Genomic DNA, 26,064 nt, shown 5'->3' with positions numbered 1-26,064 from the left:
GATTACTTAAGCCCCTTCTCTTTATGAACCCGCGAGCTCACAACCGTTGGAAGACCATATAAGTTAATGAAACCAACTGCAGACGCATGGTCAAACGCATCGTCTTTCGAGTATGTTGCAAGGCTTTCGTCATACAATGAATACGGCGATTTTCTTCCCTCTACAATTGCATGGCCTTTAAACAATTTTACACGAACTGTGCCTGTTACATATTTCTGTGTATCTTTTAAAAACGCAACAAGCGATTCACGAATTGGGTTAAACCAAAGACCGTCATAAATAATTTCCGTTAAACGTTTTTCAATGACTGGTTTAAAGTGAGCCAATTCTTTTACAAGTGTAATATCTTCAAGCTCTTTATGCGCAGTGATCAATGTGGTCGCACCTGGAGTCTCGTATACTTCACGCGATTTAATGCCGATCAAGCGGTTTTCAATATGGTCAATACGGCCAATACCGTGCTTGCCTGCCACTTCATTTAAGTGAAGAATGAGTTCTGCCAGCTCCATTTTTTCACCATTCACAGATGTTGGAACTCCTTCTTCAAAATCAATTTCAATGATATCCGGCGTGTCCGGCGTATCTTCTAAGTGAGCAGTTAAGTCGTATGCCTCAAGCGGTGGTGCTGCCCAAGGATCTTCAAGAGCGCCACACTCATTAGCACGTCCCCATAGGTTTTGGTCAATTGAGAACGGGCTTTCTTTACCGATTGGCACCGGTACATTATGCTGTTTCGCATATTCGATTTCTTCTTCACGTGACCAAGCCCAGTCACGAACAGGCGCCAATACTTCAAGGTCTGGATTAAGAGCGCGGATCGCCACTTCAAAACGAACCTGGTCGTTTCCTTTTCCTGTGCATCCGTGCGCAACAGCCGTTGCATTTTCTTGTTCTGCGATTTCAACCAGCTTTTTTGAAATAAGCGGACGAGACAGTGCAGATACAACTGGATACTTGTTTTCGTACCATGTATGCCCCTGCAAAGCAACAAGCGCAAAATCTTCCGCGAATTCTTTTTTCGCATCGATCATGTAGCTTTCGACTGCACCAACCTGCAGGGCTTTGTTTTTAATAAATTCAAGATCTTTTCCTTCGCCGACGTCCAAGCAAACCGCTACAACGTCGTATCCTTTTTCTTTCAGCCACGGAATTGCAACGGATGTATCAAGGCCACCCGAATACGCCAGAACTACTTTCTTACCCATCTATATTTCCTCCTCTTTCCTGCGAACAAAAGTATATTTATTCAACGAATCTTATTTTTATTCTTATATTATGTATAAAGAATATCATGTTCAGAGCGGCCTTTCAAGTGGTTTTCTCAAAAAAAAATACATTTTTTTGTGTATTTATGTAAAGATTCTGCATATTCACCTCTTTTGCTATTTTACCCTTTTTCTTTTACTATGGAAGAAACCCGTTAAAAGCAGGTGACCAAATGTTTCAATATGATAAACGCCTGGGCATTCCTCTTCCTTTGCTTCAGCATGGCTGGTTTTCTTATTCGGTAAAAGAGCGCCAGCAGATCACTCTTGAATGGGAAACGATCCGAGGAACCATCCCAGACCGCATCGGCGAACTTGAAGGGCAAATTAATAGGAAACAAGCCGCCTTAAATGAAGAAGAGAACTTCGACCAATCGTGCCGGCTGAATACAGAGATCAGTGAGCTTGCTTCTATTATTAATGATTTATGGCTTTGGTTTAGAACGTCGCCAGACGTAGATGAAGCAAAAAAAACACATGCATAAAAAAGAACCGGTTTTTTAATTCCGGTTCTTTTTTTCATGCAAATAACGGTATTGATAGTATCGTTCGGCCAACACTGCTGTTTCGTTTACTGTCCGCCAGCTTGCTCCAATACCAATCGCCATTGACAGGAGCGGAAGGCCGGACATTTTCTGGCGGCGAAATCCTCTGACAGCTGCCAGCTTGATGATATATTGCAGCGGCTCCCGCAGCATCGACTCATTGAAGGACCAGCGGCCGTCTATATAAGATATTCCTTCTTCTACCTCCGTAATCAGCTGCGCCCATCCATCTACTTTTGAATGCTTCGGAAGCATGGCTGTATACAGTACGTGAAGGATAGTTTCTTTCTCAAACGGTTCGTTCAAATCAAAACCATAGGACATTGCAGTTGCTTCAATAACATGCAGCTGAATAATGGGCAGTGAAACCATATCGGCTGCCAGCGGCAAAAGCTTTCCAGTTCCCGTAATTGCCCCCTGTGCGGCCGCAAGCAGGCGGCTGCGGGCTGTTTGCTGGCTGCTTATGTAATGAAGCTGATCAATGGGCAGGCGGCGCATATGTGCCAGCGTTTCGATTTCCTCATCAAAAACCCGCGCCACAGCCAGCACTCGACTGCGTACTTCGTTTTGAAACTGTGTTTTGTGCATAAACGCATAAATATTCTTTAAACCTTCATCCACTTTTTCAGCGAGGAGCGTCTGCGTCTCTTCCGGCAGGACAGCTGCGGCCTGGCTCGTAAAAGAATTCGCTTCTTCCACTGTGCCGTTTTGATCCGCTGCAAGCTGCTGTTCCCACGCCATTAACTCATCCCAGTAAGCCTGATCCCGTTTTGTCCACATATTGGTCATCCCTTCTGATAATCTGCAAACCACCGATCAATTTTTTGTACAATAGACGCTGTTGCCCTTTTATCCGTTAAAGACGGCATTGCTGCGAGCAGTACTTCCTTCGGCTTTTTCACACCCGGTGCTTTTTTCCGGATCATCAAAATACTTTTTGCTGCATTTTTGTTTTTAAAAAGGGTTTCCGGCAGCTGGATTACGCCTTCGATATAAGCTTCTTCCGTTAAAAAAGCCTGCAGCTTTTTCGCTTCCGGCGTTTCGAAAAGACCATTTGGAATAATAAAGAAAAGCTGGCCGCCCGGCTTGGTGTGATGTAAGCTCTGCTCAATAAACAAATGATGTGCATACGAATGGCCGCTGTCTGCTTTTAGCTTGTAAGAAGACGCCCGGGCATCATTTGGATAATAGCCAACCGGCAGGTCGCATACAACAACATCAACTGGATCGATTAAAAGCGGCTCCAGCGCGTCCTGGTTGTACAGCGTAATAGGATGATGCAGGAGGTTGGCGCCCGCATACGCTAGCTTAAGCAGCACATCATCAACGTCAACTCCGTACGCTTCCACCTTGCCGTCAAACTCATTTAACACAGTGGCCACGAGGTTTCCCGTTCCAATAGTTGGGTCAAGAAGGGTAAAAGAAGGGTTTTTTCCCATGCTTTTTCTTAATAAATAAGCGATAAACAAACCGATCGAGTCCGGCGTCATTTGATGATTGGGCTGCACATGCTCTTTCATGCCTTTTAAAATAGCGAGCTGAAACGCTTTGCGGATCGCTTCTTTTGAATAGCGGTCGAGCTGTGCGCTGCTGTAAAGCTTTTGCAGGCGTTTTTCATCCATCTCATTTAATTCTTCCTGGATAACATCCCCGTGAAAAAGATTTTCTGCCGTTTCACCGAGCGCTTCTAAATAGGGAATAGACAAAAGACGGCTTAGAAGAGCGGCCGATTCATCGAATACCCCAAATAAATTTTCTACTGTTAATTCCTGTGTCATAAAAAAACCTCACTTTCCTGTCGAAAAAAACAGCCGGCTCCGACAAAATGTCAAAGCCGGCTGCAAACCGAGCCTGTACTAAATTAGTTTGCTGCTTTTGCAGCTTCAATTGCTGCGGCGTAGTCTGGATGATCTGTTCCTTCTCCAACATACTCCACGTATGTAACAGTGTCGCTCGAATCGATTACAAAAACAGAACGAGCCAGAAGGCGAAGTTCCTGCATTCCAACGCCGTACGCTTGTGCAAATGAAAAATCACGGTGATCTGATAATGTTTTCACATTTTCAAGACCCGCTGCTGCACACCAGCGTTTTTGAGCAAATGGAAGATCAGCTGAAATGGTTAATACTTCAACGTTGTCCAATTGGGCTGCTTCTTCGTTAAAACGGCGTGTCTGCGCATCGCAAACACCTGTATCAATCGAAGGCACTACACTGATTAAACGGACTTTGCCTGCTGTGTCTGCAAGCGTGACTGGAGATAAGTCATTCGCCAAAACAGTAAAGTCCGGCGCTTTGTCTCCTACTTTTACTTCATCGCCAATCAATGTCATTGGATTGCCTTTAAATGTTACGTTTGCCATCTATAATTCCCTCCACATTCTGCATTATACATACATCATACTGAATCGACCAATGCCATTGCAATGAAAAAGAGTTAAATAACGGCTTTTTTCTTTTGAACCGTTTTTAGTTGAGCAAATGTAAAAACAACAAGCGCACTCCAAATAAAAGAAAATGACAGCAGCTGGGATGGTGTAAAAGGCTCATGGTATAAAAACACACCGAGCAGCAGCGTCATTGTCGGAGCAATATACTGTAAAAAACCAATTAAATAAAGCGGTATTTTTTGGGCGCCGTGACCAAATAAAAGAAGGGGAACGGCCGTCAGTACGCCTCCTCCGATAAGCAGAAGATCCGTTTGTACACTGCCGGAAAACAATTGAAGGGTTCCGTTCGATGAAAGAAAAATCAAATATAAAACAGCGATCGGCGTCACAACAGCTGTCTCGATCGTTAATCCCACTGCAGCATCCATTCTGATCATTTTCTTAGCCAGTCCGTAAAGCGCAAACGAAACCGCCAGTGATATCGACACCCACGGAAAAGAGCCATAGGAAAAAGTCATAATGAGCACACCGCATCCCGCTAAAATAAAAGAAAGGATTTGTGCTTTTGAAAGAGCTTCTTTCAATACAAGAATACCAAGCAGCACACTCATAAGCGGATTGATATAATAGCCCATGCTTGTTTCAATAATATGGTTGTTGTTAACTGCCCAAATAAACACAAACCAGTTAATGCTGACTAAAACAGAAGCCGTTGCAAGTGCCGCCGCTTTCTTAGGGTGAGTGGTAATTTCTTTTAACACTTGTCCCAGCGGAGCAAGCTTTCTCATCAGAACAAGCAGCAAAATCATAAAAACAAACGACCATATCACGCGGTTAGCAAGTATTTCATAAGCGGATACACCGCTGACCAGCTTCCAGTAAATCGGAATCAAGCCCCATATTACATACGAACCGGCTGTATAGATCATGCCGGCTTTTCGTTCATCCTGCATTTTTTCACCCCCATTTATTTCTATACACGAAATATCCATTAAAAGAAGCCGCGCTCACAGGCGCGGTGTTTTACAAAAGATCGTCCATTTCTTCTTCAATGTTTGGAAGCAACATTGTCTCGGTTGATTGAATCGCTTCTTCAATCAGCGGTTCAAAGTCTAAAAAGCTTTCAAAAAACTGGACTTTTTCCGTTTTCGGCTTTGTTTTTGGTGCAGCCGGCGTAAAAATCGTGCAGCAATCTTCAAACGGAAGAATCGAAATGTCATGCGTACCGATTTTGCGGGCAATATTCATGATTTCAAGTTTGTCTACTGCAATGAGCGGCCGAAGAACTGGTGTGTTGGTTACATCATTGATCGCAGCCATGCTTTCCATCGTCTGGCTGGCTACCTGTCCAAGGCTTTCTCCTGTGACAATGGCCAGGGCGCCGGTCTGTTCACGAATGCGGTCAGCAATGCGCATCATAATCCGCCGTGTTGAGGTCATTGTGTAGTTTTCCGGCACCTGCTTGTGAATCGTTTCCTGAATCTTCGTGAACGGCACGATATGCAGACGGACATTGCCGCCATATGTTGTCAGTACGTTTGCCAGATCAATCACTTTTTGTTTAGCCCGGTCGCTTGTATAGGGAGGGCTGAAAAAATGAACTGCTTCGATTTCGACGCCGCGCTTCATCATCATGTAACCGGCAACTGGACTGTCAATTCCGCCGGATAAAAGAAGAACCGCTTTACCTGAAGCGCCCGCTGGCATGCCGCCTGCTCCAGGAATCGTTTCTGAAGATAAATAAACCCCTTCTTCTCTTACTTCGATCGTTAAGATGAAATCCGGATTTCGTACATCTACTGTTAATTGTTCCGTTTTTCGTAAAACAAAGCTGCCAATTTCATGATTCAGCTCATGCGTATCAAGCGGAAACTGTTTGTCTGCCCGGCGTGTATTGACTTTGAACGAAGCCGGTTTGCCATCCATTGCTTTTTCAACCAGCGCCAGTGCTGCTTCTTTTATGTCATCAATATTCTGCGCTGTTTTCATTACCGGGCTGAAGGATTGAATGCCCGACACATGGACAAGCGCACCCTTTACTTTGTCAAAAGATGCTCCATTTAAATAAAGAAACATCCGATCCCGCTGCGCTTCTACACTAATTCGATCATCTTTTAACAAACGTTTAATGTTGGTTTTCATTTTATTTGTAAATTTACTCCGGTTCCGCCCTTTTGTGGACATTTCACCGTACCGGATCAATACACGGTCATAATTCATGTTCGTTCATTCCTTTTTTTTGCGAGCGTTGGAACGACCTGGTCCAACGCTTCGATAAATTGTTCAGCTTCCTTCATCGTATTGCGGGATGACAAGCTGATGCGAATTGCCGAAGCCGCAAGTTCGCTGCTGATGCCCATCGCCTGAAGCACCCGGCTTGGCTTTGCGAGCTTCGAAGAACAGGCGCTGGTCGTTGAAACAATCACTTCTTCCTGTTCAAGTGCATGTACAAGAACTTCCCCCTTTAAACCAGGAAAAGATAAACTTAAAATATGTGGAGCCGATTGAGCAATCGGAGTATGGATGTTTACCCATGGACGTTTTCCCAGTTCATGATACAGCCATTCGGTGATGTGCCGCACCGGTTCCATATCCGATTCAAACGCCATACGAACGGCTTTTGCCAGTGAAGCCGCTCCAGCCGTGTGCTCTGTGCCGCTTCGGAAGCCGCTTTCCTGCCCGCCGCCCGAAAGCAAAGGAGCAAGGTGAATACCGTGCTTTTTAAATAAAAAGCCTGTGCCATTTAATCCATGCAGCTTATGACCGGATACAGACACCAGGTGAACACCCCAATCCTCCAGGTTAAGCGGCACTTTGCCAAATCCCTGAACAGCATCTACATGAAATAGTGTTTGCGGATGCTGCTGGATGATACGGCCGATCTCTTGAATCGGCTGCACTGCACCCGTTTCATTGTTCACGTGCATAACAGAAACCAAAATCGTTTCGTCTGTTATCGCCTGCTCAATATCCGCCGGCATCACAACCCCGTTTGCTGACGGCTTTACGTACGTCACTCGAAATCCATCCTGTTCGAGATCGCGGCATGCCTCAAAAACAGAAGGATGCTCAATTTGAGTCGTGACGATGTGCCGTCCCCTGCCCTTGTAGAACTGTGCCGTACCTTTGATCGCCAGGTTATTGGATTCTGTACCGCCCGACGTAAAAATAATCTCGGACGCTGACACTCCACAAAGCGAAGCCACTTGAGTACGCGCTTTATGAAGAAATCGTTCTGCCTCCATGCCTGCATGATGAAGGGAAGACGGATTGGCGAAGAAACGCTTGCTTGCTTTTATAAATGTCTCGAGCACCGAATCATCGGGCATTGTTGTCGCACTGTTGTCGAAATAGATCATAGGCGCTGCTCCTCATTTTTTTTACCTATCCATGTTAGCATATTGAGTCAGAAAAAGCCGCCTCTTTTTCTCGAGACGGCTCTGCATTATCATTGTTCTTGTTTGTACTGGGCATCAAACTTTTTGAGCCCTTTGGGATCCACTTTGTCGATCGCTGTCGCGCACAGTTCCAATGCTTTACTGTAATCTGCCTGGCGAAAAGCGAGCTCGGCTTCAGTCAGCTTAGGTCCCACAGCAGGATGCGTGCGGCGGTACCGGTTGCCAAACTGAATCATTCGTTCTGCCAGCGCTACTTGGTCGATCAGCTCGTCTGTTTTATTGGCAAGATGATCAATCGAGGCACTTGCTGCATCCAGCTGTTCCCGCACCGCTTTCATATTTAACGGTTTTTCATTCAAGTGTGTATTCGTCTGCTGAATACACACACGCGCATCTTCACTCATTTCCCGGTAATAATCTGGGATATCCGGCAGATTGCTTTGCTTTACTTTCCGCATAATCTGCTGAAGCTGGTTTCTGAGTCCGTGCAGTTCCTCTGCCGCCTCTACCTCGTCTTTTCGAAGCGTTTGAAGGAAAGCAGCAAAGCCCTGCTGCTCTTTTTTCATTTCGGCGATACGGGCCTGGATTTCTTTTAATTCATCATGAAGGAATGAATAAGCCGTTTTTTCTTCTTGAATGCGCCCGTGTAAAATTTCATATTGTTTCTCAAGATGGTAAATTTCCTCTTTTAGCCGTTTCGGCACATCGGATTCTTCTCCGCTGAGCTGATAGCTTTGTTTCACGAGATCGGTTTCTTCGAGCAGCTCCTCGTTCTGGTCAATGATCCCGGCAATAGCCGTGCCCGTTTCACCTTCATCTTTTAACACTTGATGCTTCGCCATCACTTCTTTTTCAAGCAGATCATAGAAAAATTCGATACTGTCTCTGGCATCGGACACTATAAGCTCTGTTTCCCCTACTTCTGTTTTCAAAAGAAGATCGCGTCCGCGGCTCAGCTCTTCTTTTAAAGCCGCTGTTTCTTTTTCAATCTGTAAATGATCGAGCAGATAGCCGTCCTGCTTCATTTCCTTATAGCCATGCTCAATTTCCGATAATTGAGCCGGAAGTGTATGGTTTACTTCTGTCATTAAAACAGGAATGCGCGACATCTTATGCTCCATCGCATCCATTTCCGCTTGAATTTCCATTAACAGCTCCCGCGCTTCAAGATAGTTTCCTTCTTCAGTTAAATCGGCGAACTTTTCAAAACGGCCTGCAAGCACTTCAAGCTGCACCTCAAGCACGGATGCCGCTTTGCCAAAAGTGTGACGATGAGCAAGCAGCCTTTTTTTCGCTTCACGCTGGCGTGTGTGCATGTCTTCACCTTCGGACCGGTTTTTTTCCTCACTTCCAACCAGCTGATCGAGTTCCGATAAAATATTATTTACTTTTTTTTCAATTTGATGGAGGCGGCTTTCAATCTCATTATTTGTTTTTTTGGCGGCGCCAAATCGAAATTTATCCGTCTGCTCTTCTGAAAGAAAAAGCTTTTCATCCACAGCTGGAATATCGATGGTTACGACCTCATCCCATTCGGTGCGCCATCTATCAAACAGAGCCTCTGTCTGCCCTGTCATATTAAGTCTTTTTACTTTAGCCAGCTCTTCATGAACCGGCCGGTGAAGCAGTTCTGTTTTCTTCATATCCAGCCGATCGATTTCAGCCCTGTTTTTTTTCTTATTCATCATTGTATAGATGAAAAAAACAAGTACGACAATGATCGCTCCAATGACAAATTCCACCCTCATAAGCCCCCTCGTAACCACGAATAAATAGTATGTATAGAAAGAAAACGCCTCATTGCGTCCTTTCAGTCAATTGCGTATAATTTCACTATCATTAATAATAGCATGATTGTCCACATTTTTAATGGGAACTTACGTTTTTTTAAGCGGGTTTTCGCAAAAAAATGTCAAAATAAGTGCTTTTTAAAAGAAAAAGGAGTTTTCGCGCATGCTTAGAGACGGACATATTCATACACGATACTGCCCGCACGGCTCAACCGATTCATTAGATCAGTATATTGAGCGTGCACTTGAGCTTGGCTTTTCGGAAATTACATTTACAGAACACGCGCCGCTGCCGGACCACTTTATAGACCCTGCACCAAACCGGGACAGTTCTATGCGAAAAAGCGACCTTGAACAGTATTTAAAAGAAGTGGAAAACGCGAAAAAGCAATATGCCTCTTCTCTTACCATCCATACCGGTCTGGAAGTAGATTTCATCATAGGTTTCGAAGAAGAAACCACTCAATTTCTAACAGAATACGGTCCCTTTTTAGATGATGCGATTTTATCCGTTCATTTTCTTCCGTTGAACGAACGATTTGTCTGCGTCGACTTCAGTGAAGAAGAATTTGGACGAATCATAAAAGAAGCCGGATCAATTGAATTTGTCTATGAATTATACTATGATACCGTATTGAAGTCTGTACAAGCAAATCTCGGGGCTTTTAAGCCAACCCGAATTGGACATATTACGCTTACGCGTAAATTTCAGCTCCTATATCCGTGTAAACAATCGTTCGAGCCGCATATAAATCGCTTGCTGCAGGCCATTAAACAGGCCAATTATTCGCTTGATTATAACGGGGCCGGGTTTGTTAAACCGCTTTGCGGTGAAACATATCCGCCTCTTGATATTGCCCGTGCCGCTCATTCGCTCGGTATTCCGATCGTTTACGGGTCCGATGCTCACGCGGCTGCCGGCATTGGGCAAGGATTAGAGCAAATTGACCGCACTATTATAATAGAAGGAAGTGTTTAAACATGTTTCAAACCGCCGCTTACTCTGGAACAAAACCAGAACAATATTCACTTGTAAATAAGCAGTTAGAAGCACTGCTGACAGGAGAAACGAATACGATTGCCAATTTAGCCAATGCGTCGGCTCTTCTTGGCCAATTCCTTCCCCGGATTAACTGGGTTGGATTTTATGTACTTGATGAAACCAAAAACGGACTGGTGCTTGGGCCTTTCCAGGGACTTCCTGCCTGCGTCCGTATTCCGTTCGGCAAAGGCGTATGCGGAACTGCTGCTGCTGAGGGAAAAACACTTCGTATTGAAGATGTACATGCATTTCCGGGACACATCGCCTGTGACGCTGCATCCCGTTCTGAAATTGTCGTTCCCCTTATAAAAGATGGTGAACTGCTGGGTGTGCTCGATATTGACAGCCCGGAAACAAACCGCTTTGACCAAGAGGACGAAGAAGGACTCATTCAGTTCGCCGAAACACTCGTCCGCTTTTTATAATAAAAGGTTGACACTATAATAGGCACGTTATATACTATTCTTTGTGTAAAATAAATGCAGCCTATGTGTTCGCTGTTTAGATGTCATTTTGTTTCTTTATCCGGTATCAATCTGGAAAAGGGGCATCGTGTAACCCGTTGCTGCAGGGCGATGGTGCATGAAAACAAAATGTGCTGGCAGTTATTCACACCGGTTTTTATTTTACAACAAAATAAAAACACAGAAGGAGGAGTCATTCAATGGCTCGTTACACAGGTCCAAGCTGGAAAATCTCCCGCCGTCTAGGCATTTCTCTTAGCGGTACAGGTAAAGAAATCGAAAAACGCCCTTACGCTCCAGGTCCACACGGCCCGAACCAGCGTAAAAAGATGTCTGAATACGGACAACAACTTCAAGAAAAACAAAAACTTCGTCACATGTACGGCGTGACTGAGCGTCAATTCCGTAATTTGTTTGACCGCGCTGGTAAACTAAAAGGCGTATACGGTGAAAACTTCATGATTCTTCTTGAATCACGTCTTGATAACCTTGTATACCGTTTAGGTCTTGCCCGCACTCGTCGTCAAGCTCGTCAGCTTGTTAACCATGGTCACATCACAGTTGATGGAAAACGTCTTGACATTCCATCATACCAAGTGAAAATCGGCCAAACAATCGGCGTTCGCGAAAAATCAAACAACTTCTCAATCATCAAAGAAGCAGTAGAAGTAAACAACTTCGTACCTGACTACTTGACGTTTGATGCTGATAAACTTGAAGGTACGTTCACTCGTCTTCCAGAGCGTTCTGAACTTCCAGCAGAAATCAACGAAGCGCTTATCGTAGAGTTCTACTCTCGTTAATTTTATTGCTTTATGGATTTACGCAAAACACCAGCTGTTATGTATATAACAGCTGGTGTTTTTTTATGCTCAATAGATTTACATCATCTCTTCATATAAAGGAAATTGAAGTGTTACTGTTGTTCCTTTTTCTTTTACACTTTGAAAACGTATGGTTCCTTTATATTTTTTTACGATATTGAAGCAAATCATTAAACCAAGGCCGGTTCCTTTGCTTTTTAATGAATAAAAAGGAGTGCCCAGTGATTGAATTTCCATTTCTGACATGCCCTTTCCATGATCGATAATGCTAATTTCTACGTTGTGTTTAACCTGTTTTGCCCGAACAAGTACAGAATGGCCATCTTCAGACGCTTCTATCGCGTTTTTAATGAGATTAATACATAATTGCTTGAATTCCATTTGATTGGCCGCAATAGTACACTCTTCCTCCGCTTCTAACTCAATCCGGTTTGCATGCAGCAGGCCATATGAATGAAGCAGGCCCACTACATTGTAGAGACTTTCTTTTACCTTTATTTTTTCCATACTAATTTCTTTGCTTGGCGCAGAAAGCGTTAAAAATTGAGAGATTACTTCCTCCGCCGTATCGAGTTCATCTATCATTAAAGCAAAGTGCTTTTTTGCTTCTTCATTGTATGAAGAGTCTTGTTCATACAGCTGTAAAAATCCTTTTACAACCGTTAGCGGATTTCTTATTTCATGTGCAACCGCAGCCGCTAATTGTCCGGCTGTTTTAATTCGCTCTGCCTGCTGAATTTGTTCATAATAAAGGCGCTGTTTTTTAATTCGTAAGTAGGTCAGATAAAAAAGAAGGCACAAGATAATCTGGCTGCCGAAAAAGTTAATCATATTTCCGATCAGATCCTGCTTTATTAAAACATACAGCCCGCCTTTTTGAGTGATCATGACATAACTTACAATACTTGTAATAGCGGCCGTATTCATAAACAGTGTTAAATAAAAAAGCTTTGGATCAAAGAATAAAATGGAGATAGCCGGAATCAAACAAATGTAAATAAACGTAGACCACGTATCTGGATAAAGGAAGAAAATCGTATAAAAATACGCGATGGCTGCCGAAATAAGCACGGTTTTCATCACGCGGTTTCGAAAAGCAGGATACATGAGAAGGCATAAAGAAACCAAGGCTACAAGAAGTACATGCATCATAAAGGTTGAATCCATTTGATGAAAATGAGGATTTCCCCATAATAACCCTGTGATCATGGCTGCTATCACAAATCCCATTCCAATATAATAGATTCTTTTTAAATTAAAATATGTGTTCATCTGATATAATTACTCCCTGACTTCATCACAAATGGATTGACTCTTATTTTTCTCTGCTCTTTATTTTACCATAAAACAGCAATCTCTATTTATCGATCGAAAAAGCAAAAAACCGTCCCCTTTGCGTGACGGTTTTTTGAATGCATATGCACTTTATTGATTACTTGTACTGAATTAAAAAGTACTTCTTTTTCCCACGGCGGATGACAGTGAATCGGCCGTCCATTTTGTCTTCTTCCGATAAAATATAAGCCGTGTCTGTCATTTTTTCACCGTTGATCGATACAGCGCCGTTTTGCACATCTTCACGCGCCTGGCGTTTTGATGGAGAAATCTTAGCGTCGACAAGCAGGTCAACAATGTTTGGAAGCTCTCCTTCTGCCGTGTAGCTTGGAACGTCTTTAAGCCCCTGCTCGATTTCGTCAGCAGATAATGACTTAATGTCACCGCTGAACAGCGCTTTTGTAATATTGATCGCTTGAGCCAACGCTTCTTCTCCATGAATGAGACGCGTCATTTCTTCTGCAAGCGCTTTTTGTGCTTTACGAAGGTGCGCTTCTTCTTTCATTGATGCTTCAAGTGCTTCGATTTCTTCTTTTGAAAGGAACGTGAAAATTTTCAAGTAGCGGATTGTATCAGCGTCCGCTGTGTTAATCCAAAACTGGTAAAACTCGTAAGGAGATGTTTTCTCCGGATCAAGCCATACTGCGCCGCTTTCCGTTTTTCCGAATTTAGTTCCGTCTGATTTCGTTACAAGCGGGATGGTAAAGCCATATGCCTGCTCGCCTTCTGGGTTTAGTTTACGGATCATTTCAAGGCCGGTTGTAATATTGCCCCATTGATCACTGCCCCCAATTTGCATGCGGCAGCCGTGGTTTTTATGAAGATAGTAGAAATCCATCGCCTGTAAAATCGTATAAGCAAACTCTGTGAATGAAATGCCGCTCTCAAGCCGTGATGCGACTGTATCCTTGGCCAGCATGTAGTTCACACCGATATTTTTTCCGAAGTCACGGAGGAATGTCACTACATCCATAGACCCGATCCAGTCGTAGTTATTGACAAGAACAGCGCCATTTTCACCTTCTACTGAGAAGATTTTTTCCAGCTGGGCACGAAGGCCGTTCACATTTTTTTGCACCTGCTCCATCGTCTGCAGCGTACGCTCTTCTTTTTTACCGCTCGGGTCGCCGATTGTTCCCGTCGCTCCCCCCACCAGCACAATAGGCTTATGGCCGTGCTGCTGAAAGCGGCGCAGTGTTAAAAATGGCAGCAAATGGCCGATATGCATACTGTCTGCTGTCGGATCAACACCACAGTACAGGGCAATTTTTTCATCTTTCAGCATTTTTTCAATGCCTTCTTCGTCTGTCTGCTGGTAGACGATGCCCCGCCATTTTAAGTCTTCTAACAATTCCATATTATCCTCTCCTTTTTCAACAAAAAAACGCCCCTGCAATCAATGCAGGGACGCTGTTTACGCGCGGTACCACCCAGGCTTGAGAAAATCGTTCTCCACTCTATACCGGTAACGACGGCAGACGTCAGCCGCTACTTGTTGTTCACGGCGAAAGCTCCGGGAGGTAATTCATCTCACTGTTTGTGCTTTCTTCCACCAGCCGAAAGCTCTCTTTGTAACAGGGACAGCAGACTACTTGTTCCGTTCATCGCTTTGTTTATTGAATATAACACACATTGTAGCCTGCACCACTTTGTTTGTCAAACGGAAATTGTCTTTTGTTACGTAATGCTCCTGCTTCACTAAAAAAGCTGCTCCGCTTTTTTTGCGGAGCAGCCGTTCAACCTTGTTAGTCTTCCATCGTCGATAAGTCACCCGTTGGCAGATCAAGCTCCCATGCTTTCAAGACGCGGCGCATAATTTTGCCCGAGCGTGTTTTCGGAAGCTTGTCACGAAACTCAATTTCACGTGGAGCAGCGTGAGCAGCAAGGCCTGTTTTAACAAATTGGCGGATTTCTTCTTTTAAATCGTCCGATTGTTCATATCCGTCACGAAGTGCAATAAATGCTTTGATCACTTCGCCCCGGACCGGGTCTGGTTTTCCAATCACGCCTGCTTCGGCAATAGCTGGATGCTCGACAAGCTTGCTCTCTACTTCAAATGGGCCGACGCGCTCACCAGCTGTCATAATGACGTCATCTACGCGGCCCTGGAACCAAAAATAGCCGTCTTCATCCATGTATGCAGAATCTCCAGATACATACCAGTCACCCGGCATAAAATAAGATTCATATTTGGCTTCATTGTTCCAAATCGCCGCCATCATAGACGGCCAGCCTTTTTTAATCGCCAGATTTCCCATTCGGTTTGGCGGCAGCTCATTGCCCTGGTCATCTACAATCGCTGCTTTCAATCCAGGAATTGGTTTACCCATAGACCCCGGGCGGATATCCATTGACGGATAGTTACAAATCACTTGAGCCCCTGTTTCTGTCATCCACCATGTATCGTGAATGCGAAGGTCAAAAACTTTTTTACCCCAGCGTACAACTTCCGGATTTAACGGCTCTCCAACACTTAAAATATGGCGCAGGGACGACAGATCAAACTTTTTCACAACTTCGTCACCAGCGCCCATCAGCATGCGGAAAGCTGTCGGTGCACTGTACCAAACGCTTACTTTATACTCTTCAATCGTTCCATACCATGCCTCCGGACTGAAGCGTCCCCCAACAATCACGTTTGTAGAGCCTGTCAGCCATGGGCCGAAAATGCCATAAGCTGTACCTGTTACCCAGCCTGGGTCCGCTGTACACCAGTAGACGTCATTCTCCTGCAGGTCAAGCACCCACTTGGCTGTCTGATATTGCTGAATCATTGCATTATGTACGTGCAAAACCCCTTTAGGTTTTCCGGTCGAACCAGATGTGTAATGAAGCAGCATCCCATCTTGACGATCTACCCATTCAATCTCAAACTGGTCTGATGCTTTTTTCCACTTTTGCATAAAATCTATTTGCTTTTCGTCTTCTTCTACGCTGTCAGACACGATAAATACTTTTTCCAGCTTCGGCAGCTCATCCACTGGAACACGGCTTGCAAGCTCCGGCGTCGTAATAATCATGCGTGCCTCGCTGTCTTCCAAACGGTCCCGCACAGCACCTTCCATAAATGCTTCAAACAACGGCCCCACAATAGCTCCTGCTTTAATTGCCCCTAATGCTGCGAAATAAAGCTCTGGTGAACGCGGCATAAAAATAAAGACACGATCTCCTTTTTGAAGATCTCCGTATTGCTTTAGTACATTGGCTGCTTTGTTTGTATTTGCTTTCATCTCTGCGAACGTGTATTGCTCACTGCGGCTGGCATCCCGGTAATAAAGCGCCACTTTTTCCCCTTTGCCAGACTCAGCATGACGGTCAATCGCTTCATATGCCGCGTTTACTTTACCTGTCTGGGACCAGGAAAAAGCTTTCTCTGCTTCTTTCCAATCAAAAGAGGCATACGTTTGATCATAATCTGCTAAATTATAATTTCCCTGTACAGCTGATAGCGCTTCCAATTTCATGAACCGATTCCCCCTTTTGTATGATGAATGCTCCCTTATTATATAACACATCCAGATTTTTCACAATTTATACAAAATTAAAATTATGAAGATTGTAAGGATTCTATGAAAATTTAGTGAAAACGCTTTATTTATTGTTTATTTATGTATATGGTTAGGATAGAAGATTTATGAAGGCGGTGACCTAATGGAACATATCAAAACCTATTATTCAAAAGAATTACAAACACCCAGCGGGACACTGATTGTAGAAGGTCCTATTGAGCCGGAACAGCTTGCAGAGTACAAGTTCCATGAAGGACTGGTAGCATTTCGCCAGCCTGACCAGCAGCTTGAAGCTCTTATTGAAATTGCGGGTCTTCCCGAAGGGCGGATTATTATTGCGAGAAATGATCAAACGATCGTTGGATATGTTACTTTTTTGTATCCTGACCCTCTAGAGCGGTGGTCAGAGGCAAAGCTTGATAATCTTATAGAGCTTGGCGCGATAGAAGTAGCGCCGGATTACCGGGGAGCCCGGGTCGGCCAAACGCTCCTGCACGTTGCCATGATGGATGACCAAATGGAGGACTATATTACCATTACAACTGAATATTATTGGCATTGGGATTTAAAAGGAACCGGTTTAAATGTGTGGGAATATCGTAAAATTATGGAGAAAATGATGGGTGCCGGCGGACTTGTATGGTACGCAACCGACGATCCAGAAATCAGCTCTCATCCTGCGAATTGTTTAATGGTCCGAATTGGTTCAAGAGTAGATCAGGAATCGATTCAAAAATTTGACCAGGTGCGTTTTATGAACCGTTTTATGTATTAAGAAAGGAGGGCTGACAAGTGGTCCTTGAAGAAATTATGAAAGTTTATATACATACACTTACCCCTGACGATACGATCGGGGCCGCTCTTCAGCTTTGCCGTGACCATAAAATCCGCCATATCCCTATTTTGGATGCAGATCATACATTGGCCGGACTGGTGACTGATCGAGACATAAAAGATGCGACACCCTCTATTTTAAAACAAGAAAACGGCTCTGAACAATTAAACAAGCCGCTCAGCCTTATTATGAAAACAAATGTGATTACAGGACACCCGCTCGATTTTGTTGAAGATGCCGCTGCAACCTTCTATGAGCATCATATCAGCTGCCTGCCCGTTGTTCAAAACGGCAAAGTGATCGGGCTGGTGACAGAAACCGACGTTCTTCATACCTTTGTAGAGCTCACAGGTGTTAACCAGCCTGGTTCACGCGTCGAAGTTCGTGTGGAGAATAGGGCAGGGGTTTTATATGAAATCTTACATGTGATGCATCATCGGAGGGTAAATGTACAAAGTGTTCTTGTTTATCCGGACCGCACAGCTGCAACACATAAAGTGATTGTTTTACGTATTCGAACGATGAATCCGGTCGGCGTCATCGACGATTTGAAAAAAGAAGGCCACGAGGTGCTTTGGCCAAACATGCCGGGGATTCGTTCATGAACCATGATGCCGTTTTTATTTATTCCGATCAATTACTGCGATATCGGTTTTCAGAACATCATCCCTTTAATCAGTTTCGCCTTACGCTGACCCTTGATTTGCTTCGTCACCTGAATGCATTGGACGTCAGTCAGATCATTGAACCTCGTATGGCAGATGATGAAGAGTTGACGCTTATTCATGACCGTGAGTATGTAGAAGCAGTAAAAAAAGCGGGACGCGGTGAATTGCCTGAATCAATCGGTGAAGGATTCGGACTTGGCACAGAAGATACACCGATGTTTAAAGACATGCATGAAGCAAGTGCTTTTCTGGTCGGCGGCGCTTTGACCGCAGCTGACCAGGTGATGACGGGCCGGGCCAATCATGCTATTCATCTAGGCGGCGGCCTTCATCATGGATTTCGCGGAAAAGCGTCGGGGTTTTGCATTTATAACGACAGTGCCGTTGCAATCAAGTATTTGCAAAAAAAGTACAAAGCACGGGTTTTATATGTAGATACAGATGCCCACCACGGTGATGGTGTGCAGTGGGCTTTTTATGATGATCCGGATGTGGCAACGTATTCAATCCATGAAACAGGACGTTACCTTTTCCCTGGAACAGGCAATGTAACAGAGCGAGGACATGGACAAGGCTACGGTTATTCTTTTAATGTACCGCTCGATGCATTTACAGAAGATGAGTCCTGGCTTGCTTCCTATGAAACAACGCTGCGTGAAGTAACGCACTTTTTCAAGCCGGATGTGATTTTAACGCAAAACGGTGCGGACGCCCATTATTATGACCCGCTAACGCACTTGTCTGCTACGATTAACATTTACAAGCATATTCCGGCACTGGCCCATGAGCTCGCTCACGAATACTGTGATGGCCGCTGGATTGCGGTTGGCGGGGGCGGCTATGATATATGGCGTGTTGTCCCGCGCGCTTGGTCTCTACTGTGGCTGGAGATGAGCGGACAGCAGCATCTTGCCGCAACATTTCCAGAGGGCTGGACGGCAAAGTGGCAGCCGAAAGCACCTCATTCCCTTCCCTCGTCCTGGACAGATCCGCCTGATATGTACCCTGCTATTCCGCGAAAAAGCGAAATTACAGAAAAGAACCAGCTGACGGTGGACAAGCTTCTTTATCCGCTCCGTGATCAAAAAAAATAACCGGACAGGCACAGTTTATTTTGACACTGTGCCTGCCCGGTTTTTTATTGTTTATGCTGTTTTTCTTATGCTTTCGTTGAGCCGCGCTTTTCAATGCGGTGCGGCAGTACCACGACTGGGTTTTCTACTTCTTCCTTGTTCATGAGCTTTGTTAACAAACGCATTGCAACGGCACCAATATCATATAGCGGCTGCGCAACCGCTGTCAGTTGAGGACGCACCATTAGAGACAGCTTTGTTGAATCGAAGCTGACTACTTCAAGATCATCTGGAATAGACAGACCTGCTTCTTGAGCTGTGTGAACAATACCAAGAGCCATCTCGTCATTGTATACAAATACAGCTGTTGGCTTTTCATCAGCTTCGCTTAGCTTCTCCCATGCTTCAATTCCAGAATCATATGTGTAATCGCCTTCTACAACAAGGGATTCATCGTAAAGATCCGCTTCTTCAAGCACCTCTTTGTATACCGCAAGCGCATACTCTGTGTTGATCACATCGTGGAACGGGCTGGCTACGTAAGCAATACGCTTATGACCGTTTTCAATTAAAGACTGCATCACCTCACGAGCGGCCTCTTTGTAATCGATATTAACAGAAGCTGTTTTTCCGGATGTTTCAACAGACCCTGCCAGCACAACCGGTACTGGTGAACGGTCAAATTCTTTTACATGCTCTTCTGTAATGTGATTGCCCATAAAAATAAGGCCATCTACTTGTTTGCCGAGCATCGTTTGAATTAAATGCATTTCTTTTTCTTCATTTTGATCCGAGTTGCTTAAAATAATGTTGTACTTATACATAGTCGCAATATCTTCAATTCCACGCGCGAGCTCTGCATAGAAAATATTTGAAATGTCAGGAATGATTAACCCAACAGTTGTTGTTTTTTTGCTCGCCAGCCCACGTGCAACCGCATTTGGACGATAGCCTAAACGCTCGATTACATCATTTACTTTCTTTCTTGTTGCCGGTTTCACGTTCGGGTTTCCATTTACTACGCGCGATACTGTTGCCATCGACACGTTTGCCTCTCTTGCTACATCATAAATCGTAATATTCATCGGGTAATAGCTCCTTTTCGTTTCTTTCTCTCTATATTAACGAAAAAAGGCTCCTGTGCAAACACAGGAGCTCTAATTTTATGCTTTTACCGGTACAGATTTTAAAATCTCATCATAAAATTCATCAAATTGTTGCAAATTCATCTGCTGCGCCGCATCAGACAGTGCAACGGCCGGGTCCGGATGCACTTCTGCCATAATTCCGTCTGCCCCGATTGCGATACCTGCTTTTGCCGCTGGAAGAAGAAGATCACGTCGTCCAGTGGAATGCGTAACATCCACGAAAACAGGAAGATGCGTTTCTTGTTTTAAAATTGGCACCGCGGTAATATCAAGCGTGTTTCGCGTAGCACGTTCATAAGTACGAATGCCCCGCTCGCAAAGAATGACTTGATCGTTTCCTTGGGCAAGAATATACTCTGCTGCATTAATAAATTCATCAATAGTAGCCGCTAAACCGCGTTTTAACAAAATAGGCTTTTTCACAGCCCCTGCTGCTTTTAAGAGCTCAAAATTCTGCATATTACGGGCACCGATTTGAATGACATCGATATATTCACAAGCTGTTTCAATATCAGCCGGATTGACAATTTCGCTGACAACTGCAAGGTCAAATTCATCTGCTACACGCTTTAGAATTTTCAGCCCCTCTAAGCCGAGTCCCTGGAAATCATATGGAGACGTACGCGGCTTGTAAGCACCGCCGCGGATCATTTTCAATCCTTTGCCTTTGATCGATTTTGCCACTTCTGCTACTTGCTCGTATGATTCAACCGCGCAAGGTCCAAAAACAAACGTAACATTGCCCTCTCCTACTTTATGGCCCCGCACCGTCACAACAGTATCTTCTTGCTTTTTCTTTCTTGAGACAAGAAGCGCTTTTCGATGATCGTCTTCTTGAAGTTCAAGACCTGCTTTGAAAATTTCTTTGAAAATATGTTCAATAGTGGAACGTTCAAACGGTCCATCGTTTTTATCTAGTAAATTATTAAGCATAGAGCGTTCACGAACTGGATCGTAACGGTTAACACCTTGTTTTTCTTTGATACGCCCGATTTCTTGAACAAGTTCTGCCCGTTCGTTAATTAACTTTAGCAGCTGGACATTCATTTCATCCACTCTGCTTCTTAACTGTTCTAGTTCCTGATTGCTCACATGTCTCATCCTTCCACACTGATATAATCGAAATATTTCCTCAATTCAAAGCAAACAAATGCCGTATTCAATTTTTAATTACATTTATTATAAATCAACCGTTTGGAAAAGTCACGATAATTTTACTTTATCACTAAAACGCTTTTAAGCATTAAAGTAAAAGGACCAGAAAAACCCAAACGAAATTCGTTTGGGTTTGACTTATAAAACGGAAGCAAGCTGGTCTTTTGTGATTTTCCAATGAGATTCATTCCACTCCGGTTTTCCATTTTTAAAATAAATCACCTGAGGAGATTCATGTCGAATATCCGTCACTTGAGCAATATGATTGGATAATTCTCGCGCTTCCTGGACCGCCAGGTAGACCCCCTGCTGACCAGAATCAGGGTCTTTTATAAATGATTCGTATGCTTCATATGCGGCAGCGCTGATGGGACATGTGGTACTATGCTTTAGTAAAAAGAAAGGCTCGTTTCTTTCCAAAAGTTCTTCAAACTCCGCAATATACATAATCTTCTGCATCCTGACAGCTCCTTTTTCAAAATGAAAAGCCGGAACAAGTCCGGCTTATTTTTATTTGTTGTTAAACTTTTTATTTGAGTTGTTGTTATTTCTGTTGTTGTTATTATTATTGTTGTTATTATTGTTGTTATTTAAGCCGCCGTTTTTCTTTTTTTCATTAATGCCTTTGTCAGCTGGGTCGACCCATCCGGCAGAAGTAGCATTCGTTGATGCTGTTGTGCTCGAAACCGTCGCTGTCGAGGTTGAAGTTGATGTATTGCTTGATGTATTGCTGCTTGTTTGATTTGAATTATTTTTTGCTTTTTCTGCTTCGTCAAACGCTTTTTTTGTTTCATCAAGCTTTGTTTTAGCTGTATCAGCTGTTGTATCTACTTTATCTTTTACCGCTTCTGCTACGCTGTCTACAACCGATTTTGCATCTTCTTTTTTCTCATCTAGCGATGTCGAATTCATTGTTTCAGTTCCTGAGTCAGCATTTTCAGATGACTTCATGGACTTCACTTTATCCATTAAAGCAGATGATTTTTCCTGCACTGCGCTTGTTAAAGAAGATGTTTTATCTTTTGCCGTATCCGTTAAGCCGCTGGCACGCTCTTTTAAAGAGCCAGCCTGCGAATTTAAGCTGCTGCGCAGTTCTGTACCTGATTTAGGTGCAAGCATCAAAGCGGCCGCAGCACCAACAACTGCACCAAAGATAGCGCCTGTAACAAAGTCTTTCGTATTCATTGACTCTTCATAATCATAACGGTCTGTACTCAAATCAAAGCTGTCATATTGAGGTTGAGCCTGAATTGGATATTGAGGTGAATTAACCCCATTCTTTTTAATATTAAACTGATCATATGTGTTTTTAGTTCTCATGGGTAAACGCTCCTCTTCAAATTTAGTCGTTATGCTTTACTTTTTAGTCATTCATATGTCGTTGTTTTTGTAAGCTGGAGCTGGTAAAGCTTCTGTGCGCCCTGCTGGGGACGGGGAACCTGCTGTAGTTTTTTCGTCCTGTTTAAATTTGTCAACCAGCTGCTTTATAACATTTCCCCATTGCACAGCTTGAGAAATTTTGTATTGATTTTTTTCTACTTGGGATGCAACGGTTGTTGTCACCTTTTTCAATGAATGGTTCAAGTTATGAACAGATGAACCAACATCCTTTACAGCATAAACAACTGTATTCAGCTGCTCCGTTTTATGCTGAACATCCTCAGCCAGCGCATTCGTTTTATGTAACAGTTCAGCCGTCTCCGCTGTCACATTCTTCAATTGCCCTTCTAGGCGGTCAACTGTACGGGATAGAGTATCAAGCGTGTTATCGACTGATTTTAATGTTCTGGACAAATTAAGGACCAGAATTAAAAACGCGATAGCCGCAACCGCCGCACTCAAATAAAGAATAATTTCCACTCCGGGACACCTCCAACGTTTATTTATGTAATAAAATTACCCTGTGCTTATGATTATAAACACTAATTTTATTATTTCTTTTTTTACAATTAAATTTCCTGCTTTTTGCACAAAGTTTTGGGAAATCGTACAATAAAAAGGATTAGGAGGATGATTTTATGAAAGATTCACGCATTCAAACATTAGCTGCCAATTTGATCAACTACTCTTGCCAAATACAACCCGGTGAAAAAGTATTGATTGAAAACTTTGGCCTGCAGCGCGAATTGGTCACTGCGCTGATAGAAGAAGCATATAAAGCTGGAGGATGGCCCTACGTGCTATTAAAGGACCACAGAGTAGACCGCTCCCTTCTGATGGGTGCGCAGGAAGGCCAATTTGACCTTATGGCCGATTTTGAAGCGAATGTAATGAAGGAAATGGACGCTTATATTGGTCTGCGGGCCGGTGATAATATAAATGAGCATGCTGATGTGCCGGCAGAAAAAATGAAAATCCACGGCAATACGATCGGCAAAAAAGTACACCGTGACATTCGGGTACCGAAAACAAAATGGGTTGTTCTTCGCTATCCGACATCTTCTATGGCGCAGCTTGCCAAAATGAGCACAGAGGCGTTTGAAGATTTTTATTTCGATGTATGTAACCTGGACTACAGCAAAATGGATGCAGCGATGGAGCCGCTTGTAGCGCTCATGAACCGCACAGACCGCGTACAGCTTAAAGGACCTGGAACAGATTTAACTTTTTCCATTAAGGATATTCCTGCTGTTAAATGCGCGGGTCAGCTGAATATTCCGGATGGTGAAGTATACACTGCGCCTGTGCGTGATTCTGTGAACGGCGTGATTTCTTTTAATACGCCTTCTCCTTATGAAGGCTTTACGTTTGAAAATGTAAAACTGCGGTTTGAAAACGGGAAAATTATTGATGCACATTCTAACGACGTTAAACGAATCAATGACATTTTTGATACTGATGAAGGGGCTCGGTTTATCGGTGAATTTGCCATCGGCGTCAATCCTTATATTCTTCATCCGATGCAGGATATTTTATTCGATGAAAAAATTGACGGCAGCTTTCATTTCACGCCCGGTGAATGCTATGAAGAGGCTTATAACGGCAATCATTCGAATATTCACTGGGATATGGTCAATATTCAGCGTCCGGAATACGGCGGCGGTGAAATTTGGTTTGATGACGTATTGATCCGAAAGGATGGCCGGTTTGTTCTGCCGGAACTTGAAGGCTTGAATCCAGAAAACTTAAAGTAAAAAGTGAATTTGCTCCATAAAAAACGCCTGCTGCCGGATAACGGCAGCAGGCATTTTTCATTAAGCAAGCTGTTCTTCGTAAGCAGCCTGGAATTTCTGAATGTCACCAGCGCCCATAAAAATTAAAACGCTGTTTTCATGCTTTCTTAAAACCGGCGTACCGTCTTCTTTGATAAGCTGTGCGCCTGGAATTTTTTCTTGAAGATCTTCAATCGTCAATTTGCCGTGGTTTTCACGGGCTGATCCGAAAATATCACACAAGTAAACCGCATCTGCTCCATTTAAGCTGTCTGCAAATGCATCAAGGAAAGTCTGTGTACGAGAAAACGTATGCGGCTGGAATACGGCTACGATTTCACGGTTCGGATATTTTTGGCGTGCTGCATTAATCGTTGCACGAATTTCAGTTGGATGGTGCGCATAATCGTCAATCAGCACCTGTCCTCCCGCCTGCTTTTCAGAGAAGCGGCGTTTTACACCCGAGAATGTCAGCAGCCGCTCTTTTACGATGTCTGTATCAATATCCTCGTAGTGGCATAAACCAATGACTGACAGAGCGTTTAAAACGTTATGATCGCCGTATCCAGGGATTCGGAACGTCGCATAAAATTCATTCCGGACAAACACATCAAAAGTGGTTCCTTTTTCGTCAAAAGACGTATTGCGTGCCTGGAAATCATTTTCATCGCCAAAGCCATAAAAAACAACCGGTACGTTCGCTTGAATGCCCTGCAAATACTCGTCATCACCGCATGCGAAAATACCCTTTTTCACCTGCATGGCCATTTGTTGAAAAGCAGAAACAACATCCTGCACATCAGCAAAATAATCCGGATGATCGAAATCGATATTCGTCATAACGGCGTAATCTGGCGAATAAGATAGGAAATGACGGCGGTATTCACATGCTTCAAATACAAAATAAGCTGCATCTTTTGCTCCGCGGCCTGTTCCATCTCCAATCAAATAAGACGTTGGCGCCGAGCCGCTTACAACATGTGCCATCAAGCCGGTTGTAGACGTTTTCCCGTGTGAGCCTGTAATCGCCACGCTCGTAAAGTTTTGAATAAAATCTCCTAAAAACTTGTGATAGCGGATCACCGGCACGTTCATTTCATGAGCGCGTTTGATTTCTTCGTGATCATCTCCGAAAGCATTTCCCGCAATAACTGTCATGCCTTCTTGAATATTATTTTCGTTAAATGGCAAAATTAAAATGCCTGCTTCTTCAAGCGCTTTTTGTGTAAAAAATGTTTTTTCTACGTCAGATCCCTGCACGGTATACCCTTTATCGTGAAGAATATGGGCGAGGGCGCTCATTCCAGAGCCTTTTATTCCAACAAAATGATAGGTTGTCATCATTAAACCTCCAGCATTCTCTAGCCTTTTACATGTAGTATATGTATTCCCGCCTCATTTGAAACGGAAGGCAGTCAATCATTGCATTTGTCCATTATAGCATTTTTTTCAGAGTGTGACTATTCTTCAAA

General features: G+C 43.7%; 25 protein-coding genes and 1 other annotated feature. Of the genes, 8 read left to right on the top strand and 17 right to left on the bottom strand.

Features of this window, described 5'->3' with window-relative positions:
- Positions 1 to 2: 2 nt before the first annotated feature.
- Complete coding sequence (locus tag RRU94_RS13260; protein ID WP_242233250.1) at positions 3 to 1,205, bottom strand: argininosuccinate synthase; 1,203 nt, start codon at positions 1,203 to 1,205, stop codon at positions 3 to 5.
- 233 nt (positions 1,206 to 1,438) lie between these two features.
- Here RRU94_RS13260 and RRU94_RS13255 point away from each other — a divergent pair, with 233 nt between their 5' ends.
- Positions 1,439 to 1,750, top strand: coding sequence for a hypothetical protein (locus tag RRU94_RS13255; RefSeq protein ID WP_315694756.1), 312 nt, complete (start codon positions 1,439 to 1,441; stop codon positions 1,748 to 1,750).
- A gap of 15 nt (positions 1,751 to 1,765) precedes the next feature.
- Here RRU94_RS13255 and RRU94_RS13250 read toward each other — a convergent pair whose 3' ends face one another.
- From RRU94_RS13250 to ezrA, 7 genes are all read right to left on the bottom strand, one after another.
- Positions 1,766 to 2,590 carry an EcsC family protein gene (locus tag RRU94_RS13250; RefSeq protein ID WP_315694755.1) on the bottom strand — a complete coding sequence of 275 codons (825 nt, stop codon included), beginning with the start codon at positions 2,588 to 2,590 and terminating at the stop codon, positions 1,766 to 1,768.
- A 5-nt stretch (positions 2,591 to 2,595) separates the two neighbouring features.
- Positions 2,596 to 3,588, bottom strand: coding sequence for a class I SAM-dependent methyltransferase (locus RRU94_RS13245; RefSeq protein WP_315694754.1), 993 nt, complete (start codon positions 3,586 to 3,588; stop codon positions 2,596 to 2,598).
- A gap of 83 nt (positions 3,589 to 3,671) precedes the next feature.
- Positions 3,672 to 4,172 (bottom strand): thiol peroxidase, encoded by a 501-nt coding sequence (tpx, locus tag RRU94_RS13240; protein ID WP_242233246.1) that lies wholly within the window; start codon positions 4,170 to 4,172, stop codon positions 3,672 to 3,674.
- Positions 4,173 to 4,246: 74 nt separating this feature from the next.
- A complete protein-coding gene (gene rarD / locus RRU94_RS13235; RefSeq protein WP_315694753.1) occupies positions 4,247 to 5,152 on the bottom strand; it encodes an EamA family transporter RarD in 906 nt (301 codons plus the stop codon).
- A gap of 70 nt (positions 5,153 to 5,222) precedes the next feature.
- A complete protein-coding gene (thiI, locus tag RRU94_RS13230) occupies positions 5,223 to 6,419 on the bottom strand; it encodes a tRNA uracil 4-sulfurtransferase ThiI (RefSeq protein WP_315694752.1) in 1,197 nt (398 codons plus the stop codon).
- Positions 6,416 to 7,558: a cysteine desulfurase family protein gene (locus tag RRU94_RS13225; RefSeq protein WP_315694751.1), complete on the bottom strand. Its 1,143-nt coding sequence runs from the start codon at positions 7,556 to 7,558 to the stop codon at positions 6,416 to 6,418. Before RRU94_RS13225 ends, thiI begins: the two co-directional genes overlap by 4 nt.
- Positions 7,559 to 7,647: 89 nt before the next feature.
- The gene (gene ezrA, locus RRU94_RS13220) at positions 7,648 to 9,339 is read right to left on the bottom strand and encodes a septation ring formation regulator EzrA (RefSeq protein ID WP_315694750.1); all 1,692 of its coding nucleotides are present in this window, start codon (positions 9,337 to 9,339) and stop codon (positions 7,648 to 7,650) included.
- Positions 9,340 to 9,550: 211 nt separating this feature from the next.
- Between ezrA and hisJ the strand changes: the two genes are divergently transcribed.
- The 3 genes from hisJ to rpsD all read left to right on the top strand — a co-directional run bounded on the left by hisJ (position 9,551) and on the right by rpsD (position 11,696).
- Complete coding sequence (hisJ, locus tag RRU94_RS13215) at positions 9,551 to 10,366, top strand: histidinol-phosphatase HisJ (protein ID WP_315694749.1); 816 nt, start codon at positions 9,551 to 9,553, stop codon at positions 10,364 to 10,366.
- 2 nt (positions 10,367 to 10,368) lie between these two features.
- Positions 10,369 to 10,854 (top strand): GAF domain-containing protein, encoded by a 486-nt coding sequence (locus RRU94_RS13210; protein WP_315694748.1) that lies wholly within the window; start codon positions 10,369 to 10,371, stop codon positions 10,852 to 10,854.
- A 239-nt stretch (positions 10,855 to 11,093) separates the two neighbouring features.
- A complete protein-coding gene (gene rpsD, locus RRU94_RS13205) occupies positions 11,094 to 11,696 on the top strand; it encodes a 30S ribosomal protein S4 (RefSeq protein ID WP_251269670.1) in 603 nt (200 codons plus the stop codon).
- A 78-nt stretch (positions 11,697 to 11,774) separates the two neighbouring features.
- On the opposite strand, the gene RRU94_RS13200 is transcribed toward rpsD, so the two are convergent.
- From RRU94_RS13200 to acsA, 3 genes are all read right to left on the bottom strand, one after another.
- A complete protein-coding gene (locus RRU94_RS13200; RefSeq protein WP_315694746.1) occupies positions 11,775 to 12,989 on the bottom strand; it encodes an ATP-binding protein in 1,215 nt (404 codons plus the stop codon).
- Between the two features lie 160 nt (positions 12,990 to 13,149).
- A complete protein-coding gene (gene tyrS / locus RRU94_RS13195; RefSeq protein ID WP_315694745.1) occupies positions 13,150 to 14,409 on the bottom strand; it encodes a tyrosine--tRNA ligase in 1,260 nt (419 codons plus the stop codon).
- Positions 14,410 to 14,452: 43 nt separating this feature from the next.
- Positions 14,453 to 14,666: a binding site (T-box leader), on the bottom strand.
- 131 nt (positions 14,667 to 14,797) lie between these two features.
- Entirely contained in the window at positions 14,798 to 16,516 is a 1,719-nt protein-coding gene (gene acsA, locus RRU94_RS13190) for an acetate--CoA ligase (protein WP_315694744.1), read from the bottom strand.
- A 187-nt stretch (positions 16,517 to 16,703) separates the two neighbouring features.
- Here acsA and RRU94_RS13185 point away from each other — a divergent pair, with 187 nt between their 5' ends.
- From RRU94_RS13185 to RRU94_RS13175, 3 genes are read left to right on the top strand one after another with little or no spacing between them, the layout of a single operon-like run.
- Complete coding sequence (locus tag RRU94_RS13185) at positions 16,704 to 17,336, top strand: GNAT family N-acetyltransferase (RefSeq protein WP_315694743.1); 633 nt, start codon at positions 16,704 to 16,706, stop codon at positions 17,334 to 17,336.
- 17 nt (positions 17,337 to 17,353) lie between these two features.
- Positions 17,354 to 18,001 (top strand): acetoin utilization AcuB family protein, encoded by a 648-nt coding sequence (locus RRU94_RS13180; RefSeq protein ID WP_315694741.1) that lies wholly within the window; start codon positions 17,354 to 17,356, stop codon positions 17,999 to 18,001.
- On the top strand, positions 17,998 to 19,158 hold the full coding sequence (locus RRU94_RS13175) for an acetoin utilization protein AcuC (RefSeq protein ID WP_315694739.1): 1,161 nt from the start codon (positions 17,998 to 18,000) through the stop codon (positions 19,156 to 19,158). Before RRU94_RS13180 ends, RRU94_RS13175 begins: the two co-directional genes overlap by 4 nt.
- 65 nt (positions 19,159 to 19,223) lie before the next feature.
- On the opposite strand, the gene ccpA is transcribed toward RRU94_RS13175, so the two are convergent.
- The 5 genes from ccpA to RRU94_RS13150 form a co-directional block, all read right to left on the bottom strand.
- Entirely contained in the window at positions 19,224 to 20,222 is a 999-nt protein-coding gene (gene ccpA, locus RRU94_RS13170) for a catabolite control protein A (protein WP_315694738.1), read from the bottom strand.
- A 78-nt stretch (positions 20,223 to 20,300) separates the two neighbouring features.
- On the bottom strand, positions 20,301 to 21,377 hold the full coding sequence (locus RRU94_RS13165) for a bifunctional 3-deoxy-7-phosphoheptulonate synthase/chorismate mutase (protein WP_315694735.1): 1,077 nt from the start codon (positions 21,375 to 21,377) through the stop codon (positions 20,301 to 20,303).
- 201 nt (positions 21,378 to 21,578) lie between these two features.
- Complete coding sequence (gene ytxJ, locus RRU94_RS13160) at positions 21,579 to 21,899, bottom strand: bacillithiol system redox-active protein YtxJ (RefSeq protein ID WP_315694733.1); 321 nt, start codon at positions 21,897 to 21,899, stop codon at positions 21,579 to 21,581.
- Between the two features lie 51 nt (positions 21,900 to 21,950).
- Positions 21,951 to 22,760: a YtxH domain-containing protein gene (locus tag RRU94_RS13155; RefSeq protein WP_315694731.1), complete on the bottom strand. Its 810-nt coding sequence runs from the start codon at positions 22,758 to 22,760 to the stop codon at positions 21,951 to 21,953.
- A 51-nt stretch (positions 22,761 to 22,811) separates the two neighbouring features.
- Entirely contained in the window at positions 22,812 to 23,300 is a 489-nt protein-coding gene (locus RRU94_RS13150; RefSeq protein WP_251269681.1) for a DUF948 domain-containing protein, read from the bottom strand.
- Positions 23,301 to 23,458: 158 nt separating this feature from the next.
- On the opposite strand from RRU94_RS13150, the gene RRU94_RS13145 reads away from it, so the two are divergent.
- A complete protein-coding gene (locus RRU94_RS13145; protein WP_315694729.1) occupies positions 23,459 to 24,574 on the top strand; it encodes an aminopeptidase in 1,116 nt (371 codons plus the stop codon).
- Positions 24,575 to 24,634: 60 nt separating this feature from the next.
- Here the strand turns inward: RRU94_RS13145 and murC are convergent, their stop codons facing one another.
- Positions 24,635 to 25,933 (bottom strand): UDP-N-acetylmuramate--L-alanine ligase, encoded by a 1,299-nt coding sequence (gene murC, locus RRU94_RS13140; RefSeq protein WP_251269683.1) that lies wholly within the window; start codon positions 25,931 to 25,933, stop codon positions 24,635 to 24,637.
- Positions 25,934 to 26,064: the final 131 nt, after the last annotated feature.

Origin of the sequence: Domibacillus sp. DTU_2020_1001157_1_SI_ALB_TIR_016 (genome assembly GCF_032341995.1) — a bacterium.
Taxonomy (GTDB): Bacteria; Bacillota; Bacilli; order Bacillales; family Domibacillaceae; genus Domibacillus; species Domibacillus indicus_A.
Note: the sequence above shows the minus strand (reverse complement) of the source record. Positions and strands in the feature narration are given on the sequence as shown.

What these genes read in the sequence shown, in the direction of transcription:
- RRU94_RS13260 (WP_242233250.1), bottom strand. Translation starts at nt 1,205, where the DNA reads ATGGGTAAGAAAGTAGTTCTGGCGTATTCGGGTGGCCTTGATACATCC.
- RRU94_RS13255 (WP_315694756.1), top strand. Translation starts at nt 1,439, where the DNA reads ATGTTTCAATATGATAAACGCCTGGGCATTCCTCTTCCTTTGCTTCAG.
- RRU94_RS13250 (WP_315694755.1), bottom strand. Translation starts at nt 2,590, where the DNA reads ATGTGGACAAAACGGGATCAGGCTTACTGGGATGAGTTAATGGCGTGG.
- RRU94_RS13245 (WP_315694754.1), bottom strand. Translation starts at nt 3,588, where the DNA reads ATGACACAGGAATTAACAGTAGAAAATTTATTTGGGGTATTCGATGAA.
- tpx (WP_242233246.1), bottom strand. Translation starts at nt 4,172, where the DNA reads ATGGCAAACGTAACATTTAAAGGCAATCCAATGACATTGATTGGCGAT.
- rarD (WP_315694753.1), bottom strand. Translation starts at nt 5,152, where the DNA reads ATGCAGGATGAACGAAAAGCCGGCATGATCTATACAGCCGGTTCGTAT.
- thiI (WP_315694752.1), bottom strand. Translation starts at nt 6,419, where the DNA reads ATGAATTATGACCGTGTATTGATCCGGTACGGTGAAATGTCCACAAAA.
- RRU94_RS13225 (WP_315694751.1), bottom strand. Translation starts at nt 7,558, where the DNA reads ATGATCTATTTCGACAACAGTGCGACAACAATGCCCGATGATTCGGTG.
- hisJ (WP_315694749.1), top strand. Translation starts at nt 9,551, where the DNA reads ATGCTTAGAGACGGACATATTCATACACGATACTGCCCGCACGGCTCA.
- RRU94_RS13210 (WP_315694748.1), top strand. Translation starts at nt 10,369, where the DNA reads ATGTTTCAAACCGCCGCTTACTCTGGAACAAAACCAGAACAATATTCA.
- rpsD (WP_251269670.1), top strand. Translation starts at nt 11,094, where the DNA reads ATGGCTCGTTACACAGGTCCAAGCTGGAAAATCTCCCGCCGTCTAGGC.
- RRU94_RS13200 (WP_315694746.1), bottom strand. Translation starts at nt 12,989, where the DNA reads ATGAACACATATTTTAATTTAAAAAGAATCTATTATATTGGAATGGGA.
- tyrS (WP_315694745.1), bottom strand. Translation starts at nt 14,409, where the DNA reads ATGGAATTGTTAGAAGACTTAAAATGGCGGGGCATCGTCTACCAGCAG.
- acsA (WP_315694744.1), bottom strand. Translation starts at nt 16,516, where the DNA reads ATGAAATTGGAAGCGCTATCAGCTGTACAGGGAAATTATAATTTAGCA.
- RRU94_RS13185 (WP_315694743.1), top strand. Translation starts at nt 16,704, where the DNA reads ATGGAACATATCAAAACCTATTATTCAAAAGAATTACAAACACCCAGC.
- RRU94_RS13175 (WP_315694739.1), top strand. Translation starts at nt 17,998, where the DNA reads ATGAACCATGATGCCGTTTTTATTTATTCCGATCAATTACTGCGATAT.
- ccpA (WP_315694738.1), bottom strand. Translation starts at nt 20,222, where the DNA reads ATGAATATTACGATTTATGATGTAGCAAGAGAGGCAAACGTGTCGATG.
- ytxJ (WP_315694733.1), bottom strand. Translation starts at nt 21,899, where the DNA reads ATGCAGAAGATTATGTATATTGCGGAGTTTGAAGAACTTTTGGAAAGA.
- RRU94_RS13155 (WP_315694731.1), bottom strand. Translation starts at nt 22,760, where the DNA reads ATGAGAACTAAAAACACATATGATCAGTTTAATATTAAAAAGAATGGG.
- RRU94_RS13145 (WP_315694729.1), top strand. Translation starts at nt 23,459, where the DNA reads ATGAAAGATTCACGCATTCAAACATTAGCTGCCAATTTGATCAACTAC.
- murC (WP_251269683.1), bottom strand. Translation starts at nt 25,933, where the DNA reads ATGACAACCTATCATTTTGTTGGAATAAAAGGCTCTGGAATGAGCGCC.